The following is a 24,586-nucleotide window of genomic DNA, read 5'->3' as shown; positions in this document are numbered from 1 at the left end:
CGGTCTGGCATTCGCTGTCCTATCGGAGCCTTTTTTGTAGACAACATAATCTCTACTACCCTGCAAAGATAATTCTATTATTAAAAAACGAGTTGTTCCGAAAGCAGTAAATTGCCTTTTCTCAACAATTTCTTGACTTATGTCAACTCACGAAATAGGCAATGTGTGCGTAAACACAAGAAAACTGAAGCATAAAGAATGAAAAAAAGTCTGTTAAATCTTTGTACGTTGGCAATATTTGGTTATTTTTGCAAAAACGGACAAGAACAATTCTAAAATCTAACAACAAACAAATTATAACAATCTATGACATTTCTAATGATTATCGAGCTACTTGTTGTTTTGGTAGCACTTTGGATTGGAGCACGTTACGGTTCCCTGGCGCTTGGCGCCATTTCAGGCATCGGCCTGGCCATTCTTGTATTCGGTTTTCAGTTAAAACCGGGAAATCCTCCTACCGATGTAATCTACATCATCATAGCAGCAGTTACCTGTGCCGGCATCTTGCAGGCTTCGGGAGGTATGGACTGGATGATACAGATAGCAGAAAAAATGTTGCGCAAGCACCCTGACCGCATCACCATTCTGGCTCCTTTCACCACGTTTATACTCACTGTGCTCGTTGGAACGGGGCACGTGGTTTACACGTTGATGCCCATTATCTGCGACATTGCACTGAAAAAAGGCATCCGTCCGGAGCGTCCGTGCGGCGTTGCAAGTATCGCCTCGCAGATTGGCATTACCTGTTCCCCCATCGCTGCGGCCGTAGTAGCTTTCTCATCTATTTCTGCCGACAATGGTTTCAACGTCAGCAACATTCAAATTATCATGGTTACCATCCCGGCATGTATCGTCGGCATCCTGATGGCTGTTATCTACAGTTGGAACCGCGGCTTAGACCTTGACAAGGATCCCGAGTTCCAGAAGAAGCTTCAGGACCCCGTTCAGTATGCCTACATCTATGGAAACAGCGCTACAACGCTTGATAAGCAGATTTCAAAAGAGAGCAAGAATGCCGTTTACATCTTCCTCGGCGCCCTTGTCGTCATTGTTCTTTTCTCCGTTCTGACCATGATGGGGCACAACATTCTGCCCGCCTGGAACGAAATACAGACTGTGAAAGGAGGCCCGGAGAGCATCACCCTGGCCGGCGGCGTTACCGAGTCGGCCAAACAACTGGCAAAAGCCGGCGTGGTGGTTGCAGGTGTAACGGAGAGCGTGTCCAAACATCTGTCGATGAACATCGTCATTCAGATTATCATGATTACAGCAGCAGCGCTGATGATTATTTTCTGCAAAGCCAAGCCCAAGGCCGCCATCTCCGGTGCCGTATGGCAGAACGGCATGGTGGCAGTTGTTGCCATCTATGGTATTGCATGGATGTCGAACACCTATTTTGACAATTATACCGACGAGATGAACCTCATGTTGAGCGGTATTGTTGAGAAGTGGCCGTGGGCCATGGCCTTTGCGTTCTTCGCTGTTTCGGTACTCATCAACTCGCAGGGTGCCGTTGTGGTGTCCATGTTGCCGCTAGCATACTCTCTGGGTATTGAAGGCTGGGTTCTGCTGGGTATCATGCCGTCGGTTTACGGGTACTTCTTCATCCCGAACTATCCGTCGGATATCGCCACGGTGAACTTCGACCGCTCCGGCACTACCGTCATCGGAAAGTACCTGCTCAACCACTCGTTCATGGCACCCGGTATGATTCATGTCGTTGCTGCAACCATTGCCGGCTATGGCATATCATTCCTGTTTCATAGCATGGGCATGTACTAAGCCATTACAGCACTGCCACATGGCTGGCGGAATAAAGAGCCCGGGAAAAGCCCGGGCTCTTTTTTGTTTATTCCTATTTCCTTTCTGTCTTTCTGCAGCATGCTGTTGTAAGTGTTTGAATTACAGAATTATACTGCTTCTTATATCGTCCTGCTTTTAAAGAGCTATTCTTCAAGGCGCTTGATGCTGCCGTTCAAGGCGCTTGAAGCTATCCTTCAACAGTCTTGAACGACAGCTTCGCCACGGCGGCTGCAAACATACGCCTTTCCCGATTTGTCTCATTGGTCGGAGTAAAGTTCATCATGCGGTGTGGTCTTGTAGCACTTCAGAGACCTGCTTTTCAGGCGTTAAATTAGCAGCTGTTATCCTCTCGGTTATCAACAAATCTTGTTCAATCTGCCAAGTTTTTCATTTTTAATCAGTATCTTTGCAAAAAATAATTGCTATTATGGGGATATTCGGACTGTTTAACAAGAACAAGAAAGAGACGCTTGACAAGGGTCTTGAGAAGACCAAGCAAAGTGTTTTTGACAAACTGAGCCGTGCGATAGCCGGAAAATCGAAGGTTGACGACGAAGTTCTGGATAACCTGGAAGAGGTGCTCATTACATCCGACGTGGGCGTTGACACCACGCTCAAGATTATTGAGCGCATAGAAGAACGGGTGGCGAGGGACAAATACGTGTCTACCTCGGAACTGAACGGCATCCTGCGCAGCGAAATTGTTGCCCTGCTGGCCGAGAATAACTCGGAAGACAACGACAACTGGGACCTCCCCAACGACCATAAGCCATACGTAATATTGGTAGTTGGCGTGAATGGCGTAGGTAAAACCACGACTATAGGCAAGCTGGCGTATCAGTTCAAGAAGGCCGGTAAGCAGGTATATCTTGGCGCCGCAGACACCTTCAGGGCAGCTGCCGTGGAGCAAATCCAGATTTGGGGCGACCGTGTTGGTGTTCCGGTGGTAAAGCAGCAAATGGGGTCGGACCCCGCCTCCGTTGCCTTTGACACGCTGCAGAGCGCCAAGGCCAAGGATGCCGACGTGGTTATCATAGACACAGCCGGCCGACTGCATAACAAAGTGGGACTGATGAACGAGCTTAAGAAAATCAAGGAGGTAATGCGAAAGGTTCTTCCCGAAGCTCCCGACGAGGTGTTGCTGGTGCTCGACGGCAGCACCGGGCAGAACGCCTTTGAGCAAGCTAAGCAGTTCTCGGCCGTTACACAAATCACATCGCTGGCCATCACCAAACTTGACGGAACCGCTAAGGGCGGCGTGGTTATCGGTATCAGCGACCAGCTGAAAGTTCCCGTGAAATATATCGGGCTCGGTGAAAGGATGGAGGACTTGCAGTTGTTCAACCGCAAGGAATTTGTAGACTCCCTATTTAACGAATGATGAAGAAGAACCAGATAGACATCATTACAATGGGTTGCTCCAAGAATCTGGTCGATTCGGAGCTGCTGATGAAACAGTTTGAAGCCAACGGCTATCATTGCACGCACGACAGCAAACGCCCGCAAGGTGAGATTGCTGTCATCAATACATGCGGCTTCATTGAGAGCGCTAAGGAAGAGAGTATCAATACAATACTAGAATTCGTTGAACGTAAGAACGAAGGCCAGCTCAACAAGCTCTACGTCATGGGTTGCCTCTCACAACGCTACCAGAAAGAGCTCGAAGCCGAAATCCCCGAAGTTGACAAATTCTACGGCAAGTTCAACTATAAGCAGCTGTTGCAGGAATTGGGCAAGGCCGACGTTCCCTCATGCGACGGGCGCCGTCACCTTACTACGCCGCACCATTATGCCTACATCAAAATAGCCGAAGGATGCGACCGGCACTGCGCTTACTGCGCCATTCCGCTCATTACGGGCAAACATGTTTCGCGCCCCCAGGCCGAGATACTGCAGGAAGTGAGAGAGTTGGTGCAGGCGGGAGTAAAGGAATTCCAGATTATTGAGCAGGAGCTGACCTACTACGGCGTTGATCTTGACGGCCGCAGGCAGATAGCAGAACTCATAGCTGCCATAGCCGACATTCCCGGTGTAAAGTGGGTGCGGCTGCATTACGCCTACCCTAACCAGTTCCCGTTGGAGCTTCTCGACGTTATTCGCGAGAAACAGAATGTCTGCAACTATCTTGACATAGCTCTGCAGCACATCTCCGACCACATGCTCAGCCGCATGCACCGCCGTGTGACCAAGCAGGAAACCATCGACCTCCTGACGCGCATTCGCCAGTCTGTTCCCGGTATCCACATCCGCACTACATTAATGGTTGGCTTTCCTGGTGAAACAGAGGAAGATTTTCGGGAGTTGGTAGACCTTGTGAAATGGGCCCGGTTCGAGCGGATGGGGGCTTTCGCCTATTCCGAGGAAGAAGGAACCTACAGCGCCCGGCACTATCCTGACGATGTTCCCGAGGATATCAAGCAGCGCAGATTGGACGAGCTGATGGCCGTACAACAGGAAATCAGCGCGGAGATTGAAGCTGAGAAAGTGGGAAAGGTATGCAAAGTCATCATTGATAGAAAAGAAGGAGACTACTATGTGGGGCGTACAGAGTTCTCTTCGCCGGAGGTTGACCCCGAAGTTCTTATCCCCGTAGCCAAGCGCAAGCTCCGTGTGGGCAGCTTCTATGATGTCAGGATAACTTCCAGCGAGGCTTTCGACCTTTACGGTGAATGTATTCAGTAACCCAAATAACGAGGATGACCTATGAACAACAAGGAGTTTTTAGCAGAATTAGCTTCGAAGTGCGGCTATACACAGCAGGATACACAGAAACTGGTGCGTACTGTCATTGAGGAAATGGGAGCCCGCTTTGAAGACGGCGATGCCCTGTCGGTTCCCGCCTTCGGCAGCTTCGAAGTCAAGAAGCGCCTCGAGCGCATTGTTGTCAACCCATCTACAGGCAGGCGCATGCTTGTACCGCCAAAGCTCGTTCTTAATTTCAAGCCTGCTACTGCCATCAAGGAAGAATTAAAAAATGGAGGACTTGAGGCATGAGCAAAGTTGGAATAACCGAATTGGCACAGGCTCTGGCCAATAAGCATGGACTGGATACGAAGGATGCGGAATTGTTTGTAGAGCGGATGTTCGAGGTGCTCAACGAAGCTCTCCGCCACGAGAAGCAAGTCAAACTGAAAGGACTGGGCACGTTCAAGGTCATCTCCGTCAGTCCGCGTAAAAGCATCGACGTCAATACCGGAGAACCTATCGTCATCGAAGGACGTGAAAAGATATCGTTCACTCCTGATGTTTCCATGCGCGATTTGGTCAATCGGCCGTTTTCACAGTTCGAGACCACGGTCGTTAACGATGGCGTAGACTTCAGCGATATAGATAACCGAATGCCCGCCGAACTGTCGGAAGAAGAGTCGGAAGATGAAGAACCCGCAGCGGAACCGGCAAATTCACCGGAACCCATTGCTGAAATCGCGGCTGTTGAACCAGTCGCCGAGAGCCAGCCTGAGTCTCCTGCCGTCGCTGCCTCCCTACTCTCTGCCATGGAACCAGAGCAAGAGTATTCTGCACAATCGAAACCAATGACAGAACCAACAGCGGAAGACGAGATTGAGGAAGATGTAACAGAAGACGACAATCAGGAGGAAGAAGTTGCACTTGTAGACTTCTCCGACAATCCTACCGTCGAAACCCAAGAAGAGCAGACCAATGCGACCGAGCAAGACATAGCCAGAAAATGGGAAACTGCCCGCGAGCATTCGGAAAACGAAGTCCTAACAGTAGCAAACAATCAGCTCCGTGAGGAAATCGCACGCAGCCACAAGCTCATCAAAGGACTCATTGCCGGCGTGGCGCTGCTTCTGCTTGCCGTGATAGGCGGAGCTTACTACGTGGGGCGACAAATATCCATCCGCGACAACAGAATACTGCACCTGGAGGCTGAACATCGTGTTCCCAATCCCATAGTAAAGCCATCCGTTACAGCTAAAAGAGCAGTTGCACGGCGGTCCGTTGCCGTAAAGCCTGCCGCATCAGCACCTGCAGTTACCCAGCAAACAGCCGCACAAAGCCAGCCGAAGCAGCAGAACACCCAGACTCCGGCACAGCCTGCAACCAAAGCTAAGGTACAACAGCCAATTGTCGCAAGCCCTTACGACAGCGATCCACGTGTGCGTACAGGCGCTTACCGCATTGTAGGAGTGGCCAATACCGTAACGGTAAAGAAAGGACAAACCCTCTCTTCCATCAGCCGCACCTACTTAGGTCCGGGCATGGAGTGCTATGTCGAAGCACTCAACGGCGGCATCAAGACCGCTGAGGCAGGCCAAAAGGTCAAGATACCCGAGCTGCAACTCAGGAAGAAAAGATAAAGGGCAAGTCTGTTTCGCACCGTCTGTTCGGCTAAACAGTTCTGGACTATATTCCAAAACGACAATTTCAAGGCCTCTTCGTAGCAGAAAAGCTACAAGAGGCCGTACTTTTGTGCATGCCACATCACCCTTTCTTATGCTTTTGCTTGTCGTTTCCCACCTTTTTATTACTATGAATGAGAGCCAGATAGCAGTACTTCTCACATAAAAAACACGCTGACACAAAATATTTTGGCATAACATTTGCTCACTATCAAATGATTGTTTATTTTTGTGAAGTATAACTATAGAAGAAAGGTAAAAAGATATATGACCAGTCAATTTTCACCCAAAGTGTCTGAGATACTCGCCTTTTCACGTGAGGAAGCAACGCGATTGGCCAGCCGTTCGGTTGGTCCGGAGCACTTGCTGCTTGGCATCATCCGTGAAAGAAACGGCCTTATCATTGATTTGTTCCGCCGTTTGGACGTGAACATAGACGCTGTAAAGGAAGAACTGGAGCAGCGTGTACGTCAGGACGAGATAGGAGAACCGCTTCAGACGACCGAGCTCGTGCTCAACGAAAAAGCCAGCAACATTCTGAAACTCGCAGTTCTTGAAGCCCGCATCCAGCACACTCAGATGGTTGACGTGCAGCATCTGCTGCTTGCCATCCTGCATGACCAAGTGAACAACGGTGCCAAGGAGGTTCTGGAATTCAACAACATGAACTACGAGGACACGCTGACACTGCTGCACAAGGAAGCCAAAACCATACAAGACGGTATCGGACTGCCTGACGAAGACGAGGAAGTGAACGACGAACAGTGGAAGTCTTCCAAATCAAGTGACGGCGGTACACAGGCCCATACCACAACTCAAACCCGCAAGGGAAACGGCAAGACGCCGGTGCTCGACAACTTTTCGACTGACCTTACGCAGGCTGCAGCCGAAGGAAAGCTCGACCCCGTAGTCGGCCGTGACAAGGAGATAATGCGCGTGACCGAAATTCTGGGACGCCGAAAGAAGAACAACCCCATCCTCATAGGTGAGCCGGGCGTTGGCAAGAGTGCCATTGTAGAAGGGCTGGCACAACTCATCAACAAGCACCAAACATCGCCCATACTGTTCAATAAGCGGCTTGTAAGCCTTGACATGACCGCCATTGTGGCAGGAACCAAGTACCGCGGACAATTTGAGGAGCGCATACGAGCCCTGCTCAAGGAGCTGGAACAGAACCCGGACATCATCGTCTTCATAGACGAGATACACACCCTCATCGGTGCCGGAAGCACTCCGGGCAGCATGGATGCGGCCAACATCATGAAGCCGGCGCTTGCCCGCGGAACCATACAGTGCATTGGCGCCACCACGCTGGAGGAATACCGCAACTCCATTGAGAAAGACGGAGCGCTGGAACGCAGATTTCAGAAGATTCTCATCGAGCCCACCACGACCGACGAAACGCTCCAGATACTGGAGAACATCAAAGACCGGTACGAGCAACATCACCACGTTTCGTACACTGATGACGCACTGAAAGCCTGTGTCAAATTGACAGAAAGGTATATAACTGACAGGTTCTTCCCCGATAAAGCCATTGATGCACTCGACGAGGTAGGCTCCCGCGTACACCTGCAGCACGCCAAGGTTCCGCAGGAAATTACTGACAAAGAGAAGCAGATAGATGAAATAAAGGAGAAGAAACAGGCTGCCGTGAGGAACCAGAACTTCGAACTGGCCGCAGGTTTCAGAGACAAACAGACCGAACTGGAGCGAGAACTGCAGCAGATGCAGGACAACTGGACCAAGGGAGATACCGACAACCGCGAGGTCATTACCGAGAAAGACGTGGCCGACGTAGTGAGCATGATGACCGGTGTACCCGTGCAGCGGATGGCCGAAGCCGAAGGCACAAGGCTGAAAGGCATGGCAGCCGAGCTGAAACAGGCCGTCATTGCCCAGGATCCGGCAATCGACAAGATGGTGAAAGCCATCCAGCGTAACCGCGTAGGCCTCAAGGAGCCCAACCACCCCATCGGTGCATTCATGTTCCTGGGCCCGACCGGCGTCGGCAAAACGTATCTGGCAAAGAAGCTGGCCGAGTTTATGTTCGGTTCAACCGACTCGCTTATCCGCATTGACATGAGCGAATACACAGAGTCGTTCAACGTATCAAGGCTCATCGGAGCACCTCCCGGATATGTGGGATATGAAGAAGGAGGCCAGCTGACGGAGCGCGTACGCCGCCATCCCTACTCCATTGTGCTGCTGGACGAAATAGAGAAGGCGCACGGAAACGTGTTCAACCTGTTGCTCCAGGTGTTGGATGAGGGCCGACTGACCGATGGAAACGGCCGACTGGTTGACTTCCGCAACACCGTCATCATCATGACATCCAACGCGGGAACCCGCCAGCTCAAGGAGTTTGGGCGCGGCATAGGCTTCAATGCCAACGGAACGCTCGGCTTGAGCCTGAACGAGAGCGACAAGGAATACGCCCGCTCCATCATTCAGAAGAGCCTGAGCAAGCAGTTCGCGCCAGAGTTTCTGAACCGCCTGGACGAAATCATCACCTTCGACCAGCTGGACATGGACGCCATCAAGAAGATTATCGACATAGAACTGAAGTCTCTTTTCAAGCGCATTGAGGACATGGGCTATCATCTCTCCATAACCGACAAGGCCAAAGAGTTCGTGGCCTCCAAGGGCTACGATGTCCAGTTTGGAGCCCGTCCGCTGAAGCGAGCCATCCAGAACTACATCGAAGATGGCCTGTGCGAGAAGATACTATCCGGCGATGTTCATCCCGGCGACACCATCGCCATAGGGAAGAACCCGGCGAAAGACGAACTTACGTTCAAATAAACCTAAAAGGCGTGCAACTTGATTGTGGTTGCACGCCTTTTGCGTTCTATCTGCCTAAGTGCTCTATCCTGCTCTTTCTGCATACAATTGATGGCCTCACTGTCGTAGTGAGATGGCCTCACTGTCGTAGTGAGATGGCCTCACTGTTGTAGTGAGATGGCCTCACTATTGTAGTGAGATGGCCTCACTATTGTAGTGAGATGGCCTCACTGTTGTAGTGAGATGGCCTCACTGTTGTAGTGAGATGGCCTCACTGTTGTAAGGAGATGGTCTCCTTATCGTTCGACAAGTGTCACACGATTATTAAACAAGTGTCACACGATTGTTCGACACTTGTCAAAAGTTGCCGAAAGGTGTATTTGACAATGCCTTAGCAGACCGGCGGAGCCTACGGAGGGCACTGATGCAACAGATACTGCTACTGATGTTGCTCGCGCAACAGGTCGTTCACGGTCTTTACCGGATTGAAGGTAGACAGCGGAACCTCTACGAACACCGTGCTCCAGTTGCTCATGGCGCCGTTCCACAAGCCGGGCAGTTCCAGTGCTTTCAGTTCTCTTCCGTCCTTGCTCTTGTTGCTGATGAAGCCCGTTGCGGCGTCAACGAACTTAGGCAAATCGAACCTATGGCCCTTGTAGTCCTTGGTTGCGCATACAAGGTCTACCGGATTGAAGTGCGTTCCCTCGGTAAACATGCGCACGTAGCTGGGGTTGTTCTTGTCTATCTGGCTCGATTCGAGTATCTGCGGGCTCACAGTTCCGTCCTGATTGTAGGTGAGGAACGGTCCGCCGCCAGGCTCTCCAACATTCTTCACCACGCCGCACACACGCATGGGTCTGTTGAGTTTGGTGCGCAGGTAGCTCACCAGTTCGGCATCCTCCAGTTCTTTGATATCGTGCTTGCGGCAACACAGGTCGCGCTGAACAAAGCGAATCATCTCTTCCAGCTGTGCATGCGAGTAGGCTCCGCTGTCGAGTATGCGCAGAAACTCAAACGCCTGGGCCTGCAGTGTTACGAGTATGCCTGCCAGGAGCTGCTTGTAAGTAACGGTATCGTCCTTCAGCCGGTCGGGCACAACGTTGTCTATATTCTTGATAAACACCACATCAGCATCTATCTCGTTGAGGTTCTGTATCAGCGCACCATGCCCTCCGGGGCGGAAGAGCAGCGAGCCGTCCGCATTGCGGAAAGGAGTATTGTCGGGATTGGCGGCTATCGTGTCGGTAGAAGGTTTCTGCTCGGAGAAGGAGATGTTGTATTTCACTCCGTATTTCCTGGCATAGAATTCGGCCTTTTCGGCCACTTTCTGCTTGAAGAGTTCCAAGTGCTCGTGGCTCACCGTGAAGTGTACGTTGGCTTCGGCATTGCTGTCGGCGTAAAGGGCGGCCTCAACCAGGTGCTCTTCCATCGATGTACGCGGCCCGTCGTCATAGTTGTGGAATAGCAACAAGCCCTTGGGCAAGCGTCCGTAGTTAAGTCCTTCGGCGTTGAGCATGTTGTCCACTACGGCTTTATACTCTCCGTCGCGTATCAACTCCATGATGCTCTTGCCCGTGTTCTGCCTGCACTTGTCGCACAGAGCCTCGCGGAAAGCGAATTTCTTGATGTTGTCAAAGAACTGTTTCTCGAAGTCCGTAGTGGGTACATCGTAGTCGGCATCCAGAAAAGCGAACATGTCTTTGAACATTCTGCTGGCCGCTCCCGATGCCGGGACAAACTTCACAATCTTGTGTCCGGCCTGTTTATAATCCTGCCATGCCGTTATGTAGGCATCGCGTTCGTTGTTGTCGGGCGCCATGATGCCCTTGCCGATAGCCGCAGGAGCTTCCAATCGGAGGAAAGGGAAGCCCGTCCGTATCTGCTCAAGCTGGTGATTTACTTGCTCCGCTGTAATCCCGCGCAGGGAGATTTGTTTCAAGTCGTTGTTAGAAAGCATAATTATTAGGTTTATATCATGTTCCAGGTAAATGTGCCACAAATATAATCAGTTTTTCTGAAAACATGAAATCTTTTCGCATAAAAAGCAATATCTTTGCATTATAGCAAACCCTGTGTGGCTGCACAAATAAATAACAGGACATGGAGAATGGTTTTGAATTCACGCCTCAGGAGATTTCCGAGGCTCAGGCAATATACAAGAGACTAAAGGACTATATTGGAGAAACCTTGCAGGAAGACGACGAGCAGAAGCTCGCCGACTATCTGCGCCGTGCCGTGGAGGCCGGTAACATGAAGCGGGACGTGTTTGGTCTCAACTCGATATTAAGCGCATTGCAAACCGCAGAGATTGCCGTACGCGAGATAGGACTGAAAAGAGACGGCGTGCTGGCTATCCTCCTCTACCCCAATGTGTCTGATGGCAGTTCGAGTTTCGAGGACATCAAAAAGCAGTTTGGCGACCATGTGGCCCATATCATTCATGGACTTGTCAGAATCCAGAACCTCTACAAGAAGAATCCTGTTATCGAGAGCGAGAACTTCCGCAACCTGCTCATCTCCTTTGCCGAGGACATGAGGGTTATTCTCATTATGATTGCAGACCGAGTAAACCTAATGAGACAGATACGGGACACGCAGAACGAGGAAGCAAAGCGCGAGGTTTCGGAAGAAGCCAGCTATCTTTACGCCCCGCTGGCTCATAAGCTCGGCCTCTACACGCTCAAGAGCGAGCTGGAGGATTTGAGCCTGAAATACCTGGAACACGATGCCTACTATATGATAAAGGAGAAGCTGAATGCTACGAAGAAGGCACGTGACGAATACATCCGGCGCTTCATCACTCCTATCCAGGCACGCCTGCAGGATGCCGGACTCAAGTTCCACATGAAGGGACGGACAAAGAGCATTCACTCCATCTGGCAGAAGATGAAGAAGCAGGGATGCGGTTTCGAGGGCATCTACGATTTGTTCGCCATCCGCATCATCATCGATTCTCCGGTCGAGAAAGAAAAAATGCAGTGCTGGCAGGCCTACTCCATCGTAACAGATATGTACCAGCCAAATCCCAAACGACTGCGCGATTGGCTGTCGGTGCCTAAAAGCAACGGTTACGAAAGCCTGCATATCACGGTTCTGGGACCTGAAAACAAATGGGTGGAAGTGCAGATTCGCACTGAACGCATGGACGACATAGCCGAACACGGACTTGCTGCTCACTGGCGGTACAAAGGCATCAAGAGTGAAGGTGGCCTCGACACCTGGCTCGCAAGCATCAGGGCAGCACTCGAAGCGGGCAACGGTCTTGAGGTCATGGACCAGTTCAAACTGGAGTTGTACGAAGATGAAGTGTACGTGTTCACACCAAAAGGCGACCTTTTCAAGTTCCCGAAAGGTGCCACGGTGCTTGATTTTGCTTACCACATCCACTCCGGTGTGGGCAATACCTGCGTGGGGGCACGCATCAATGGCAAGAATGTATCTATCAGAGAGCAGCTCTCTTCAGGCGACACTGTTGAGATTCTGACCCAAAGCAATCAGAAACCAAACCGCAACTGGCTGTCGATAGTCAAGACAAGTAAGGCTCGTTCCAAAATCCGCCTGGCCCTGAAAGAGACCACCATCAAGGATGGCTTATATGCCAAAGAGCTGCTCGAAAGGCGCTTCAGGAACAAGAAGGTGGAGTATGAGGAAAGTGTTATGAACCATCTCATTAAGAAGATGGGGTTCAAGGAAATCTCCGACTTCTACAAACAGATTGCAGACGAAAAACTGGATGTCAACTCCATCATTGAACAATATATCGAACTGCGCGACCACTCGCAAAACACAGGGATGCAGAAAGCAGCGGAAAGCGCAGAAAAATTTGAATACGACAATCCTGATGAGGACATAGCCAGGCAGAATGACGATGTTCTGGTCATTGACAGGAACCTTAAAGGCGTGGATTATTCGCTCGCCCAATGCTGCCATCCCATCTATGGAGATGATGTTTTCGGGTTTGTTACTGTCAGCGGAGGCATCAAGATACACCGCAAGGACTGCCCGAATGCACCGGAGTTGCGGCGCCGTTTCGGCTACAGAATAGTAAAGGCACGGTGGAGCGGCAAAGGTTCAAGCCAGTACAGCATAACCTTGCGCGTAATAGGTAACGATGATATCGGTATCGTAAGCAACATTACCAACATCATATCCAAGGAAGAAAAGATTGTCATGCGCTCCATTAACATCGATTCCAACGATGGTCTGTTCAGTGGAAACATGGTGGTAATGCTCGACGACACATCACGTCTGGAGGCTCTTATCAAGAAACTACGGACCGTAAAGGGGGTCAAGCAGGTTTCCAGAATCTAACCCCGCGCGGCAAGAAACGCTACTTCCATTCGAAGTTATCTATCATGGCGATGCCTTTCTGCGTGCAGATGCTTCGAATGAAGAGGATAATCGTGTTGCGCAGCAGCCTGTCCATGTCGAACTCCTTGTACATTTGCGTCTGCATGGCGTGCTGCATGGCTGCATTTGCCAGCCTGTAGATAATCAGATAATCCACGCCTCCAAGGAAGTAACCCTCCTCTACTCCTTTCCGGAAAAACTCATGCGACTTCTGTTCCTTTACCTTGTGCTTCTCTGAAAGGAAAGAGATAATGCGCGGATACTTATGCAAATCGGAAAAGAACAAGGGGTTTATATTCGCCAGATTCTTTATTTGCAGGCGATAGAATTCGGCCAAGATGTCCATTACATGGTGTTTCGGCTTGGCTGCGAACTGGCGCATATAGGCATCATTGCTGGCTTCTTCCCTTAAAACTCCTTCGTAAAGAAGCTCCTCTTTGTTTGCATAGGTTTCGTAAAGTGTACGCTTGGATATGCCCAAAAGATTGGCTATATCGTCCATTTTAACAGACTTGATGCCCTTGACTTTAAACTCCTGCATGGCAGCAATTAAAATCCGGGATTTCAATTCTTGGCGATAAAGCGTTGAGTTGCTCATTTCCGAAATCTTTTGTTATTATATGCAAAGATATAAAAAATCGGAAAAACTTCATTCAGTTTATCGGTTTTTTGTTATCTTTGTGGTCAAATTAGCCAGGCGTACCGTAGCATTTACGGCCTGTTTGACGACAAAGAGAAAGATTACATAGAATATTTAACATAAATCATAAAGCGTATATGGTAAAGATTACGAAAGAGGCTGCCCTCGAATATCATGAGACCGGCAGGCCAGGTAAGATTGAAGTAAAACCAACCAAGCCCTATCATACCCAAACAGACTTGAGCTTAGCCTATTCTCCGGGCGTGGCTTATCCTTGCCTGGAAATACAAAAGAACCCCGACGATGTTTACAAATATACCGACAAAGGCAATCTGGTAGCTGTTATCAGCAATGGTACTGCCGTGCTGGGACTGGGAGACATTGGCGCCATGAGCGGCAAACCGGTCATGGAAGGCAAGGGACTCCTCTTCAAGATATATGGAGGCATCGATGTGTTCGACATAGAGGTCGACGAGAAAGACCCCGAGAAATTCTGCGAGGCGGTAGAGAAAATTGCCCCGACCTTCGGCGGTATCAACCTGGAAGACATCAAGGCTCCTGAGTGTTTCTATATAGAGGAACGACTGAAAAAGACGCTGGACATTCCCGTCATGCACGACGACCAACATGGAACGGCTATCGTATCGGCAGCCGGACTGAAGAATGCGCTCGAAGTAGCAGGCAAAGATATTGCCAAAGTCAGGATAGTAGTCAACGGCGCCGGCGCTGCCGCCATCAGCTGTACCAAACTCTACGTGGCTCTCGGAGCCCGGAAAGAGAACATCGTGATGCTCGATTCCAAGGGAGTTATTACTTCCGACCGGCCCAACCTTACACCCCAAAAGGCTCTCTTTGCCACCGACCGGCGCGATGTACACACACTGGCAGAGGCTATAGTGGGTGCCGATGTGTTTGTAGGACTGTCCAAGGGCAATGTCCTTACGCAGGACATGGTGCGCCGGATGAACGAGAACCCGGTGGTATTCGCGTTGGCCAACCCCGTGCCGGAGATTTCCTATGAGGACGCAATGGCAGCTCGCCCCGACGTACTGATGTCCACCGGACGTTCTGACTACCCCAACCAGATTAACAATGTGATGGTTTTCCCGTATATTTTCAGGGGTGCTTTAGACGTTCATGCCAAAGCTATCAACGAGGAAATGAAGCTCGCCGCCGTCGAGGCTGTTGCCGAGCTGGCCAAGCAACCCGTACCAGACATTGTGAACGAGGTATATCATGTCAACGATTTACAGTTCGGTTCAAAGTACTTTATTCCCAAACCAGTAGACCCGCGGCTCATTACCGAGGTTTCTGCTGCCGTGGCCCAAGCCGCCATTGAGAGCGGAGTTGCCCGCACGTGCATCACCAACTGGAAGGAATACAAGGAACACCTGCGCCAGCTGTTGGGCCAAGAGACCAAGCTCACCCGTACCATTCACGCCACCGCGGCCATGCACCCGCAGCGTGTGGTATTTGCCGAAGGCGGCCATCCAACCATGATGAAGGCAGCCGTACAGGCTAAGCAGGAAGGTATCTGCCAACCTATTCTGTTGGGAAACGTAGACCGTCTGCACCGTCTGGCTACCCGGCTGAAGCTCGACTTGACTGATATTGAAATCGTAGACATGCGTGCCGACAAAGAACAAGGACGCCGCGCCACTTACGCCAAGCATCTGGCCGAGAAGCGGGCACGCCAAGGATACACCTTCGAAGAGGCCTACGACAAGATGTACGAGCGCAACTACTTCGGCATGTCGATGGTAGAAAAAGGCGACGCCGACGCCTTCATTACCGGTCTGTACACCAAATATTCCAACACCATCAAGGTGGCAAAGGAAGTAATCGGCATCCGCAAGGGCTTCAACACCTTCGGTACGATGCACATTCTCAACACGAAACGCGGTGTCTACTTCATTGCCGACACGCTGATAAACCGCCATCCCGACGAGAATGTACTCTACGACATAGCCCGGCTGAGTGCTCACAGCGTGAAGTTCTTCAATGAGGAGCCCGTCATTGCAATGGTTAGCTACTCCAACTTCGGCACCGATGAGATTGGAAGTCCGGCCAAAGTGCACGCGGCAGTTGAGCAGTTGCAAAACGAATTCCCTGATTTGGCCATCGACGGAGAGATGCAGGTGAACTTTGCTTTCAACAAGGAGCTGCGCGACAGCAAATATCCGTTCACCCGCCTCAAGGGGAAAGACGTCAATACGCTGGTGTTCCCCAACATGAGTTCGGCCAATGGAAGCTACAAGCTCCTGCAGGCTCTCGACCCTGATGCAGAGATTATAGGCCCCATCCAGATGGGTCTCAACAAGCCAATCCACTTCACCGATTTCGAGAGTTCTGTGCGTGACGTCATCAACATCACCGCAGTAGCGGTTATCGACGCCTATGTAGACAAGCTGAAGAACAAAATGTAAGGCTTGACAGGTTAGCCTGCACGAAGCAGAAAACAAATCCACACGCCCCCGATAGTCAGCAGTTGACTGTCGGGGGTTGTTGTTTGATGCAGCCGGGAGATGCAAAACGAAGGTCTCCATCTGTCCGTTCAGGTTCCTTGATAATGCCGGTCTGGAACTTTCGACACTTGTCGCACGATTGTGTGACACTTGTCGAATATAAATGCGACACTTGTCGAAAGTTCACGGAGCATAGCTTCAGCACCGCAGAAGAGCAGGAATGAAAACGAAAAGCATGAGAGTTGGGAAAACAAAAAAAGAGAGTCTTACGACTCTCTTGTGACTCCGCTGGGATTCAAACCCGGAACCTTCTGATCCGTAGTCAGATGCTCTATTCAGTTGAGCTACGGAGCCTAACCGTTTTGGTTGCAAATAACGAACTTGGTGACTCCGCTGGGATTCAAACCCGGAACCTTCTGATCCGTAGTCAGATGCTCTATTCAGTTGAGCTACGGAGCCATTATTCGTGTTTTGCGAGTGCAAAGGTAGCTACTTTTTTCAGAACCACCAAATATTTTCTTCACTTTTTACGCTTGCCCTCCTTTCCGTAATCCGGATACAGAAATGCTGCTTGCCACGGTCTGCAATGTCTGCCTCCGGCAGCATGAAAGAACAAAACGGCAGGTTTGTTTTGTATTTCGGACAAAATAATGTATTTTTGCATACTCAATCACAAGGTATTGTACATGGATAAATATATTGAGATAAAGGGAGCGAGAGCCAACAATCTGAAGAACGTAGACTTGCGGATACCACGAAACAAGTTCATTGTCGTTGCAGGTGTTTCAGGCTCCGGCAAGTCGTCATTGGCCTTCGATACGCTGTACGCCGAGGGACAGAGGCGGTATGTAGAATCTCTTTCGAGCTATGCCCGCCAGTTTTTAGGCCGCATGAGCAAGCCCGAATGCGATTTCATCAAAGGCTTGCCTCCGGCCATAGCCATCGAGCAGAAAGTCATAGCGCGCAATCCACGCTCCACCGTAGGCACCTCTACCGAGATATATGAATATCTGCGCCTGCTCTTCGCGCGCATTGGCAAGACCTACTCGCCTATATCCGGGCAGGAAGTTAAGAAGCACTCTACCGAAGATATCATACAGTGTACGCGGCAATTCTCCAAAGGTACCAAGTTCATGGTGCTGGCTCCGCTGCACATAACCGAAGGAAGAACGGTTCTGAAGCAGCTCGAAATGGATTTTCAGGAGGGTTACTCGCGCCTGTTAATGGACGGGGAAGTGAAGCGAATAGACGACGTTCTGGAAGAGGCAGGCGGCAACGAGGACGGCATCCGGGACAAAGAAATCTATATAGTCATAGACAGGATGAGCGTGTCTGACGAGAAGAGCGAGCTCTCACGACTCGTGGACTCCGCCGAAACGGCCATGTACGAGGGCGACGGAAGGTGCAAGCTCATGTTCCTGCCGTCTAATCTGTGCTATGAATTCTCAACCAAGTACGAAGCCGACGGCATGAAGTTCGAGGAACCAAACGACAATATGTTCTCCTTTAACTCGCCACTTGGCGCCTGTCCTACATGCGAGGGGTTCGGCAATATCATCGGCATTGACGAGAAACTCGTCATCCCCAATTCTACGCTCAGTGTTTATGACGGTTGCGTGCAGTGCTGGCATGGCGACAAGATGAAGATATGGCAGGACGAATTCTGCCGCAGGGCACAGCGGGATAACTTTCCTATATTCAAGCCGTACTTTGAACTTTCGCGTAAAGAGAAGGACCAGCTGTGGCATGGGCTGCCTTCGGAAGCGAAACTCGACATCCACGACCAGGTCTCGATTGACAGCTTCTTCCAGATGGTAAAGGAGAACCAGTACAAGATACAGTACCGTGTCATGATGAGCAGATACAGAGGCAAGACAACTTGTCCTGACTGTCATGGCACGCGCCTGAAGAAAGAAGCCACATGGGTGAAGATTAACGGCATGAGCATAACGGATTTGGTAGAGATGCCTATAACCAATCTGACCGAGTGGTTCAGCTCTCTCCAACTCAGCGAGCATGACGCCGACGTGGCCAAACGGCTGCTCACGGAAATAAAAAGCCGTCTGCAATTCCTTAATGAGGTAGGTTTGGGCTATCTCACGCTGAATCGGCAATCGAATACTTTGTCGGGTGGCGAGTCTCAAAGAATTAACCTCACAACATCTCTCGGCAGTTCTCTCGTCGGTTCTCTCTACATTCTCGACGAACCGAGCATAGGTCTCCACAGCCGGGATACCGACAGGCTCATCCATGTTCTGAAGGATTTGCAGAGTCTCGGCAATACTGTGATGGTGGTGGAGCACGACGAAGAAATCATGCGTGCAGCCGACTATCTGATTGACGTGGGGCCTGATGCGGGCACAAACGGCGGTGAAATCGTTTTCGAAGGTGACACCGAAGAGATAAACAAGACACTGAAGAACGACCAACTCCTGAAGAAATACCCTCGAAGTTACACCATCAAATACCTTACAGGGACTGAAACGATTGACACGCCCAAGTCGCGGCGCAGCTGGAACATGGCCGTTGAGATTAAAGGAGCACGCATGAACAACCTGCGAGGCATTGACGTTAAGTTCCCGCTGAATGTGCTCACCGTTGTTACCGGTGTCTCCGGATCGGGCAAATCTTCCTTGGTCAAGGGCATCCTCTACCCTGCCCTGAAACGTCATCTTGATGAAGTTGCCGACATTCCGGGCGAGTACATCGCCATGGAAGGAGACTGGGAACACATCAAACACGTAGAGTTCGTTGACCAGAACCCTATCGGCAAGAGTACACGTTCTAATCCGGCAACCTACGTAAAGGCCTATGATGCCATCCGGCAGCTGTTTGCCGAGCAGCCTCTGGCCAAGCAGCTGGGGTTCTCGGCGCAGTATTTCTCATTCAATGCAGAAGGAGGCAGGTGCGAGGAATGTAAGGGGGCAGGCGTCATTACGGTTGAGATGCAGTTCATGGCCGACCTTGTACTGGAGTGTGATGCCTGCCACGGACAACGCTTCAAGCACGATGTACTGGACGTGAGGTTCCATGAGAAGAACATCAACGATGTGCTGAACATGACCGTTTCAGAAGCTATAGCCTTCTTCAATACCTATAAACAGAAGAATATAGTTACCCGTTTGCAACCGCTTGAGGAAGTTGGACTGGGCTACATCAAGCTCGGACAGAACTCAAGTACGCTGTCCGGCGGCGAAAACCAGCGCGTTAAACTGGCCTACTTCATTGGACAGGAGAAACAGGAGCCCAGCCTCTTCATCTTCGACGAGCCAACAACGGGACTCCACTTCCACGACATACAGAAGCTGCTCCATGCTTTCAGCGCACTGATAGAGCGCGGACACTCCGTTATAGTCATTGAACACAACATGGATGTCATCAAGTGCGCCGACTGGGTTATTGACTTGGGACCCGACGGTGGTGCCAAGGGAGGCGGCCTGGTATGTGCCGGAACGCCTGAAACCATAGCAGCCTGCAAGGGAAGCATAACGGGCAAGTACCTGAAAGAGAAACTCTGACACGTTAACGACGGCCGATGAAAAGCGGAATATCTTTCCTCATACCCACTTACAACAGCGTTTGCGTGGCATTGGTTACTGCCATTGCCCGGCAAGCTGAAGCCATTGCAGGCTTCGGGTATGAAGTGATTGTTGCCGATGACGGTTCTACGCAGGCTGATGTAATTGCACGTAACGAGCCCATCAACAACCTGACAAACTGCCGATACATCATCAGACGGCAGAATGTAGGCCGAGCTTCAATCAGAAACTTTCTCGCATCAGAATCCCAATACCATTGGCTCGTGTTTGTTGACAGCGATGTGCAGATAAACAACCCCACCTTTGTATCTACTTATCTCAGTGCTACCAATAACCGTCAACCTGTTATTTACGGCGGATTTAAGGTTGCAGACGAGGCCGGAACCTACAAACACAACCTGCGTTATGCGTACGAACGCCACTACTGCCACACACAAACGCTGGCCAAAAGGCGCCGGCATGCAAACCAACACTTCCGCTCCTGCAACTTCATGATACGCTGCGACGTCATGCGCAGCACGCCAATGGACGAGCGGATGCAGGCTTACGGATACGAAGATGTCATGCTTGGAAAGCGGCTCAAGGAACAAGGCATCAGCATCAGCCACATCGAGAACCCCGTCACCTATTCGCATTTTGAAACCAACAAGACATTCGTAGAGAAAACGGAAGAGGCTATCAGAACCCTTGCACACATCAGGCAAGATTTGTCCGGGTACTCACGGCTGGACCACATCAGCACATCCTTGCGCAAACTTTATCTCGACACACTCTTTTCCGGGCTCTTTAAACGCACGCGAAACCGCTGGCGCAGCAATCTGTGCGGTGCCAACCCACGGCTCATTACATTCCAACTCTACAAGTTGGGGTATTACTTGGAGTGCCTGAACCATAAAGAATAGAGCGGGCCGAGACTAAACCAAATCGTATATTTCGGATGGAATTTTACGCCGCAACACTTCCAACTGGAAGTCTGTACCGGCTATAATGCCATGCGATCTGAGAACTTGCTCCACCGTTTTGCGTGCCAGTTCGGGATGGTTATTATCCTCGCTGATGTGGCAAAGCCATACATGCTTGAGCTCCGGCGTGGCATTCTCCGTTATGGCCACGCCGCAGTTATAATTAGAAAGGTGCCCGTTATCGCTCAAGATGCGTTGCTGCAAGTGTTTGGGATAACTGCCGCGCAGAAGCATCTCCTCGTCGTGGTTGGCCTCAATGACCAGATAATTGGCCGATGCAATGAATGGTTTCATCTCATCAGTCACATGTCCGACGTCGGTCATAACTACGAAGCAGACGTCATTATACCTCACCTGGTAGCCCACACAGTCGGTACTGTCGTGCGGCACGCCAAAAGAAGTTATCGTGAAGTCATTGATTTGGAAAGTACTACCCTTCTCTATAATCTTTGTTCGCTCCGGAGATATCTTGCATTTTACACAATAGTTGTTCCTTATTCCTTGATGTACTCTCTCCGTTGCATAAACAGGTATGTCATAATCTCTGCTCAAATTACCAACACATCTAACATGGTCGGCATGGTCGTGGGTAACAAGTATGTTCTTGACATTCGCCAACGACAATCCGTACTCTTTGAAATGTCGCTTGAGTGCCCTGACACCAACGCCTGCGTCAATGAGCAATCCGTCTGTCTCTGTATATAGGAAATAACTGTTACCACTGCTACCACTGCCGAAAGAAATAAATTTCAGCATTATCGCTCCTTATTTTCTACAAAAGTAAAAAAAAGGTTCGAGACTACAAAATTATTTCTTTACCTTTGTACAAAATTAATGATTGAGTTATGTCTTTTCGCAAGTTGCCATTCGCCCTCTCTCTCTTCGCATTCTGCCTGCTGGCAGCTTCGCTCGGGGCTTGCCACCATCAGGACGACGAAGCCCTGTTAAAGGAAACCGTCGACTCGTTTGCCACCAATTATTATAACTGGCGGTTTGAAGCTGCCAAAGCATATTGTACCCCGGAAAGTGGACGATGGCTGCGTTATGCTGCAAGCCAGGTACACCAGGAGGACGTAGATATTTTGAAAGCCCAAGCCCAAGGTGCAAAGTGTGAAATTCAGGACATAGCCTATGCCGACAACGATACTACGGCTACGGTAAACATCAGTGTCAGGGATTTTTTGCGCATGGATACCATTGGAACGGTGGCTCACCTAACCGACGAAGCCTCCTACACGCTCACTGCTGTGCGCAGAAACGAGAAGTGGAAAGTGGCACTCAGTTCGCTGCCGCGTGCCTTGAAGGAACAAGAACGATAAAATATAGCATGCTGAACATGTGCGTCGCAAGATAATTCCTAAAATACAACTTATTGAAAATAACGGAGTTACCATGTTGGTATAACTAAACAGGTAACGATTTGGAAACGAGCGAGCTACTTGGCTTCGCTGTTTTCTGCCTAACAAAGAACGCTTGTTATTCTGTCTGCAAAGATAATACTTTGTTACCGAATAACAAGCGTTTTTAATGAGATATTCTTCTTTTTGCATTTTTTCTCAGGTGTGGATTATAATCTTCTTCCACGTCTCTTCTTCCTGTTGGCTTGGTTTCTGAGTTTACGCTGCCACGCAACTTCGGCATAGTCATCGCCCTGTGCGGTTGGTGTAATCAAATCGCCCAATCCTTCTACGACTTCATCGGCTGCGCCAACGATGGTGTCTGCCACTGCACCAATGGGATTCTGCACTTGTGAGGTGTCATTATCTCGTGAGATTGAGGAACGGCTCTTGGGTACGAGTTGATAACCTGTGTCAGATTGTTCTTTCTTTTCGGTTACCTCTTGTATTGTTTGATATGATTTATTTGATTCTTCTTTGTTGATTGGTTCAAAGTTCTTCTGCAGGGAACGATAGCCGAACTCCCTGCCGATTTCGGATGCCTTGAAGGATTGTCCTTCGTATGAGAACTTCAAGCCATAGACTTTGCCCTGCCTGTTTCTCATGCGTTCGATAGCCACACCATTCTTGTTCAACTCGTAGAGGAACATGGAATGCCCCGTGATATCTGTACCCTTGTACTTATTAAGCAGATTATAACAGATTTGTCGCATCTCTTTCTTGGTTTGCTCCCTTGTCGGGTTGGCTTTTGGCTCCTGATGCTGTTTTTTCGCCTTGACTTCCTTTGCAATGGTCATGCCATACTTACGGCTGAGTTCCTCTGCTACCCTCGCTGCCCTGTTGCTCACAAAGGTGGTATCATAGACCTCTCCATATAGGCTGATGCGGTTGGCAATGATGTGGATGTGCATATTGTCGGTATCCTTGTGCGTTACCGCCACCCACTGGTGATTTTCAAGTCCCATCTGTCTGGTAAAATTCGATGCAAGGTTGCGGACTGATTCGAGGCTCAGCCTTTTCTCGTCTGTCGGTGCAATACCGATTTCAATGCGCAGGAACTTGTTCCTGCACCTTGTGTTGTAATCGCTGACCATCTTCATTTCCCCGTAAATCTCCTTCGGTGTAGTTCCGTAGAGATGATTGGAAACAAGATGTTGTCCGAGTTTCCCTTCTCTGAATATATAGTCCAAGGCGGTGCTTCCGTGGGCTATCGCCTTACATTTTCCTATCATCTCTTGTTAGATTTAAGACCTTATATATCTCATCGTCCACGCGAAAATGTGGGTCGTAAAACCGCTTAAATGCTTCCTTTGCACATAGGGAAAGGTTCTTTGTTATGAGTACCCACCTTTCGTCCTTGACCTTGATGAGGTTGGAAATCTGTGCATAGAACTTTGCTATTTGCCCAAGAATGGCAATGGCTTCCCTCTCGTTGTCGGTCATCTTGGGGACGGCTGTTACCTCGCCGTTAAGGAGTATCTCACGGCAGTAATCAGAGAACTTCCGCCCTGCGCTTTCCGCCCTTGATTTGATACGCTGCTTTTCCTCTAAGGTGCATCTTACCTTGATGAACTCCGTCTTGTTCATCTGCTGCCCTTCCTTATCCTGTTGCTGCCATCGGGCAGATTTTCCTTTGTATCTGTTCATATAAGTTTCCTTGAAAGTTAATCATTGTAGATGATTTGTTGTTGCTTAATTCCTGAACCTTGACCGATGAGAACGGAGTGATTACGGTCTAATCTCCTCGACTGTCTGACGAGGGGAGCAAGAGCAGTTTGTGGGTACAAACTGACGTCTTGCAATGTCAGCTAACGAAACGTTTACGCACAAGGCGTTTTGCAGTCGAAAAGTGAATGCCGTGCATTCCGTGCCTGACGGCGTTCGTGGTGTTCTCATCATTCATTATGTTTGGCAAATATCTGTTGCTATGTTCTCTAAAAAAGGATTGAGGATTTTCCTGACTTCGTCATTGCGTCACCCAAAAATTCTCATCAAATAGTTTAGCAATTTTCTGATGTTGGAAAAGCCGAGCGCGTTTGACCCCCGAGGGCAAGCGACGTTGACCCTTACGGGCAAAATAAGAATGACCCTCTGCGGCAAAATAAAATTGACCCCTGAATGCGATTGCCATTCAGGGGCTTTTTTGTAGTTTTGTGTTGCCGTCCTGACTGGCGGATAAACGTTAAACTACAGAATTCAATGACAAAGTTAAGAAATTTATTGCGATGTTACGCCATTGGAATGAGTATAAAAAGCATCTCTAGTGCTTTTCATCTCTCGCG

Annotated in this window: 17 protein-coding genes and 2 tRNA genes; 11 read left to right on the top strand and 8 right to left on the bottom strand. The window is 49.9% G+C overall.

Annotation, left to right across the window (positions count from 1 at the left end):
* Positions 1-306 precede the first annotated feature (306 nt).
* The 6 genes from BMW31_RS08280 (at position 307) to BMW31_RS08255 (ending at position 8,972) form a co-directional block, all read left to right on the top strand.
* Positions 307-1,782: an anaerobic C4-dicarboxylate transporter gene (locus tag BMW31_RS08280; RefSeq protein ID WP_091823935.1), complete on the top strand. Its 1,476-nt coding sequence runs from the start codon at positions 307-309 to the stop codon at positions 1,780-1,782.
* A gap of 448 nt (positions 1,783-2,230) precedes the next feature.
* Positions 2,231-3,184: a signal recognition particle-docking protein FtsY gene (ftsY, locus tag BMW31_RS08275; protein ID WP_091823931.1), complete on the top strand. Its 954-nt coding sequence runs from the start codon at positions 2,231-2,233 to the stop codon at positions 3,182-3,184.
* Positions 3,184-4,485 (top strand): 30S ribosomal protein S12 methylthiotransferase RimO, encoded by a 1,302-nt coding sequence (rimO, locus tag BMW31_RS08270; RefSeq protein WP_091824156.1) that lies wholly within the window; start codon positions 3,184-3,186, stop codon positions 4,483-4,485. The genes ftsY and rimO overlap by 1 nt, the downstream gene beginning before the upstream one ends.
* A 21-nt stretch (positions 4,486-4,506) precedes the next feature.
* Positions 4,507-4,797 (top strand): HU family DNA-binding protein, encoded by a 291-nt coding sequence (locus tag BMW31_RS08265; RefSeq protein ID WP_091823928.1) that lies wholly within the window; start codon positions 4,507-4,509, stop codon positions 4,795-4,797.
* A complete protein-coding gene (locus tag BMW31_RS08260) occupies positions 4,794-6,125 on the top strand; it encodes an HU family DNA-binding protein (RefSeq protein ID WP_091823925.1) in 1,332 nt (443 codons plus the stop codon). The genes BMW31_RS08265 and BMW31_RS08260 overlap by 4 nt, the downstream gene beginning before the upstream one ends.
* Before the next feature lie 309 nt (positions 6,126-6,434).
* Entirely contained in the window at positions 6,435-8,972 is a 2,538-nt protein-coding gene (locus BMW31_RS08255) for an ATP-dependent Clp protease ATP-binding subunit (protein WP_091823922.1), read from the top strand.
* A gap of 418 nt (positions 8,973-9,390) precedes the next feature.
* Here BMW31_RS08255 and BMW31_RS08250 read toward each other — a convergent pair whose 3' ends face one another.
* Positions 9,391-10,908 carry a DUF4301 family protein gene (locus tag BMW31_RS08250; protein WP_091823918.1) on the bottom strand — a complete coding sequence of 506 codons (1,518 nt, stop codon included), beginning with the start codon at positions 10,906-10,908 and terminating at the stop codon, positions 9,391-9,393.
* A gap of 143 nt (positions 10,909-11,051) precedes the next feature.
* Here BMW31_RS08250 and BMW31_RS08245 point away from each other — a divergent pair, with 143 nt between their 5' ends.
* Positions 11,052-13,262 carry a RelA/SpoT family protein gene (locus tag BMW31_RS08245; protein ID WP_091823915.1) on the top strand — a complete coding sequence of 737 codons (2,211 nt, stop codon included), beginning with the start codon at positions 11,052-11,054 and terminating at the stop codon, positions 13,260-13,262.
* 19 nt (positions 13,263-13,281) lie between these two features.
* Here the strand turns inward: BMW31_RS08245 and BMW31_RS08240 are convergent, their stop codons facing one another.
* Positions 13,282-13,899: a TetR/AcrR family transcriptional regulator gene (locus BMW31_RS08240; protein ID WP_091823911.1), complete on the bottom strand. Its 618-nt coding sequence runs from the start codon at positions 13,897-13,899 to the stop codon at positions 13,282-13,284.
* Between the two features lie 179 nt (positions 13,900-14,078).
* Here BMW31_RS08240 and BMW31_RS08235 point away from each other — a divergent pair, with 179 nt between their 5' ends.
* Positions 14,079-16,367, top strand: coding sequence for an NADP-dependent malic enzyme (locus BMW31_RS08235; protein ID WP_091823907.1), 2,289 nt, complete (start codon positions 14,079-14,081; stop codon positions 16,365-16,367).
* Between the two features lie 319 nt (positions 16,368-16,686).
* Here the strand turns inward: BMW31_RS08235 and BMW31_RS08230 are convergent.
* Positions 16,687-16,760, bottom strand: a tRNA-Arg gene (locus BMW31_RS08230).
* 28 nt (positions 16,761-16,788) lie between these two features.
* Positions 16,789-16,865 (bottom strand) — tRNA-Arg (locus BMW31_RS08225).
* A gap of 227 nt (positions 16,866-17,092) precedes the next feature.
* Between BMW31_RS08225 and uvrA the strand changes: the two genes are divergently transcribed.
* Together uvrA and BMW31_RS08215 are read left to right on the top strand one after the other, a co-directional pair.
* Positions 17,093-19,924 (top strand): excinuclease ABC subunit UvrA, encoded by a 2,832-nt coding sequence (gene uvrA / locus BMW31_RS08220; protein WP_091823903.1) that lies wholly within the window; start codon positions 17,093-17,095, stop codon positions 19,922-19,924.
* 17 nt (positions 19,925-19,941) lie between these two features.
* Positions 19,942-20,847: a glycosyltransferase family 2 protein gene (locus BMW31_RS08215; RefSeq protein WP_091823900.1), complete on the top strand. Its 906-nt coding sequence runs from the start codon at positions 19,942-19,944 to the stop codon at positions 20,845-20,847.
* A gap of 12 nt (positions 20,848-20,859) precedes the next feature.
* Here BMW31_RS08215 and BMW31_RS08210 read toward each other — a convergent pair whose 3' ends face one another.
* Complete coding sequence (locus tag BMW31_RS08210) at positions 20,860-21,663, bottom strand: MBL fold metallo-hydrolase (RefSeq protein ID WP_091823897.1); 804 nt, start codon at positions 21,661-21,663, stop codon at positions 20,860-20,862.
* A gap of 89 nt (positions 21,664-21,752) precedes the next feature.
* On the opposite strand from BMW31_RS08210, the gene BMW31_RS08205 reads away from it, so the two are divergent.
* Positions 21,753-22,226: a hypothetical protein gene (locus tag BMW31_RS08205; protein ID WP_091823894.1), complete on the top strand. Its 474-nt coding sequence runs from the start codon at positions 21,753-21,755 to the stop codon at positions 22,224-22,226.
* 248 nt (positions 22,227-22,474) lie between these two features.
* Here the strand turns inward: BMW31_RS08205 and BMW31_RS08195 are convergent, their stop codons facing one another.
* From BMW31_RS08195 to BMW31_RS13450, 3 genes are all read right to left on the bottom strand, one after another.
* Complete coding sequence (locus BMW31_RS08195; RefSeq protein ID WP_091823214.1) at positions 22,475-23,536, bottom strand: relaxase/mobilization nuclease domain-containing protein; 1,062 nt, start codon at positions 23,534-23,536, stop codon at positions 22,475-22,477.
* Positions 23,520-23,951: a plasmid mobilization protein gene (locus BMW31_RS08190; RefSeq protein WP_091823217.1), complete on the bottom strand. Its 432-nt coding sequence runs from the start codon at positions 23,949-23,951 to the stop codon at positions 23,520-23,522. The genes BMW31_RS08195 and BMW31_RS08190 overlap by 17 nt, the downstream gene beginning before the upstream one ends.
* Positions 23,952-24,270: 319 nt before the next feature.
* Positions 24,271-24,435, bottom strand: coding sequence for a hypothetical protein (locus BMW31_RS13450; RefSeq protein ID WP_177166289.1), 165 nt, complete (start codon positions 24,433-24,435; stop codon positions 24,271-24,273).
* Between the last annotated feature and the right edge of the window lie 151 nt (positions 24,436-24,586).

Source organism: Prevotella sp. kh1p2 (genome assembly GCF_900111525.1).
GTDB lineage: Bacteria > Bacteroidota > Bacteroidia > Bacteroidales > Bacteroidaceae > Prevotella.
This window is presented reverse-complemented; position numbering and strand designations above follow the sequence as displayed.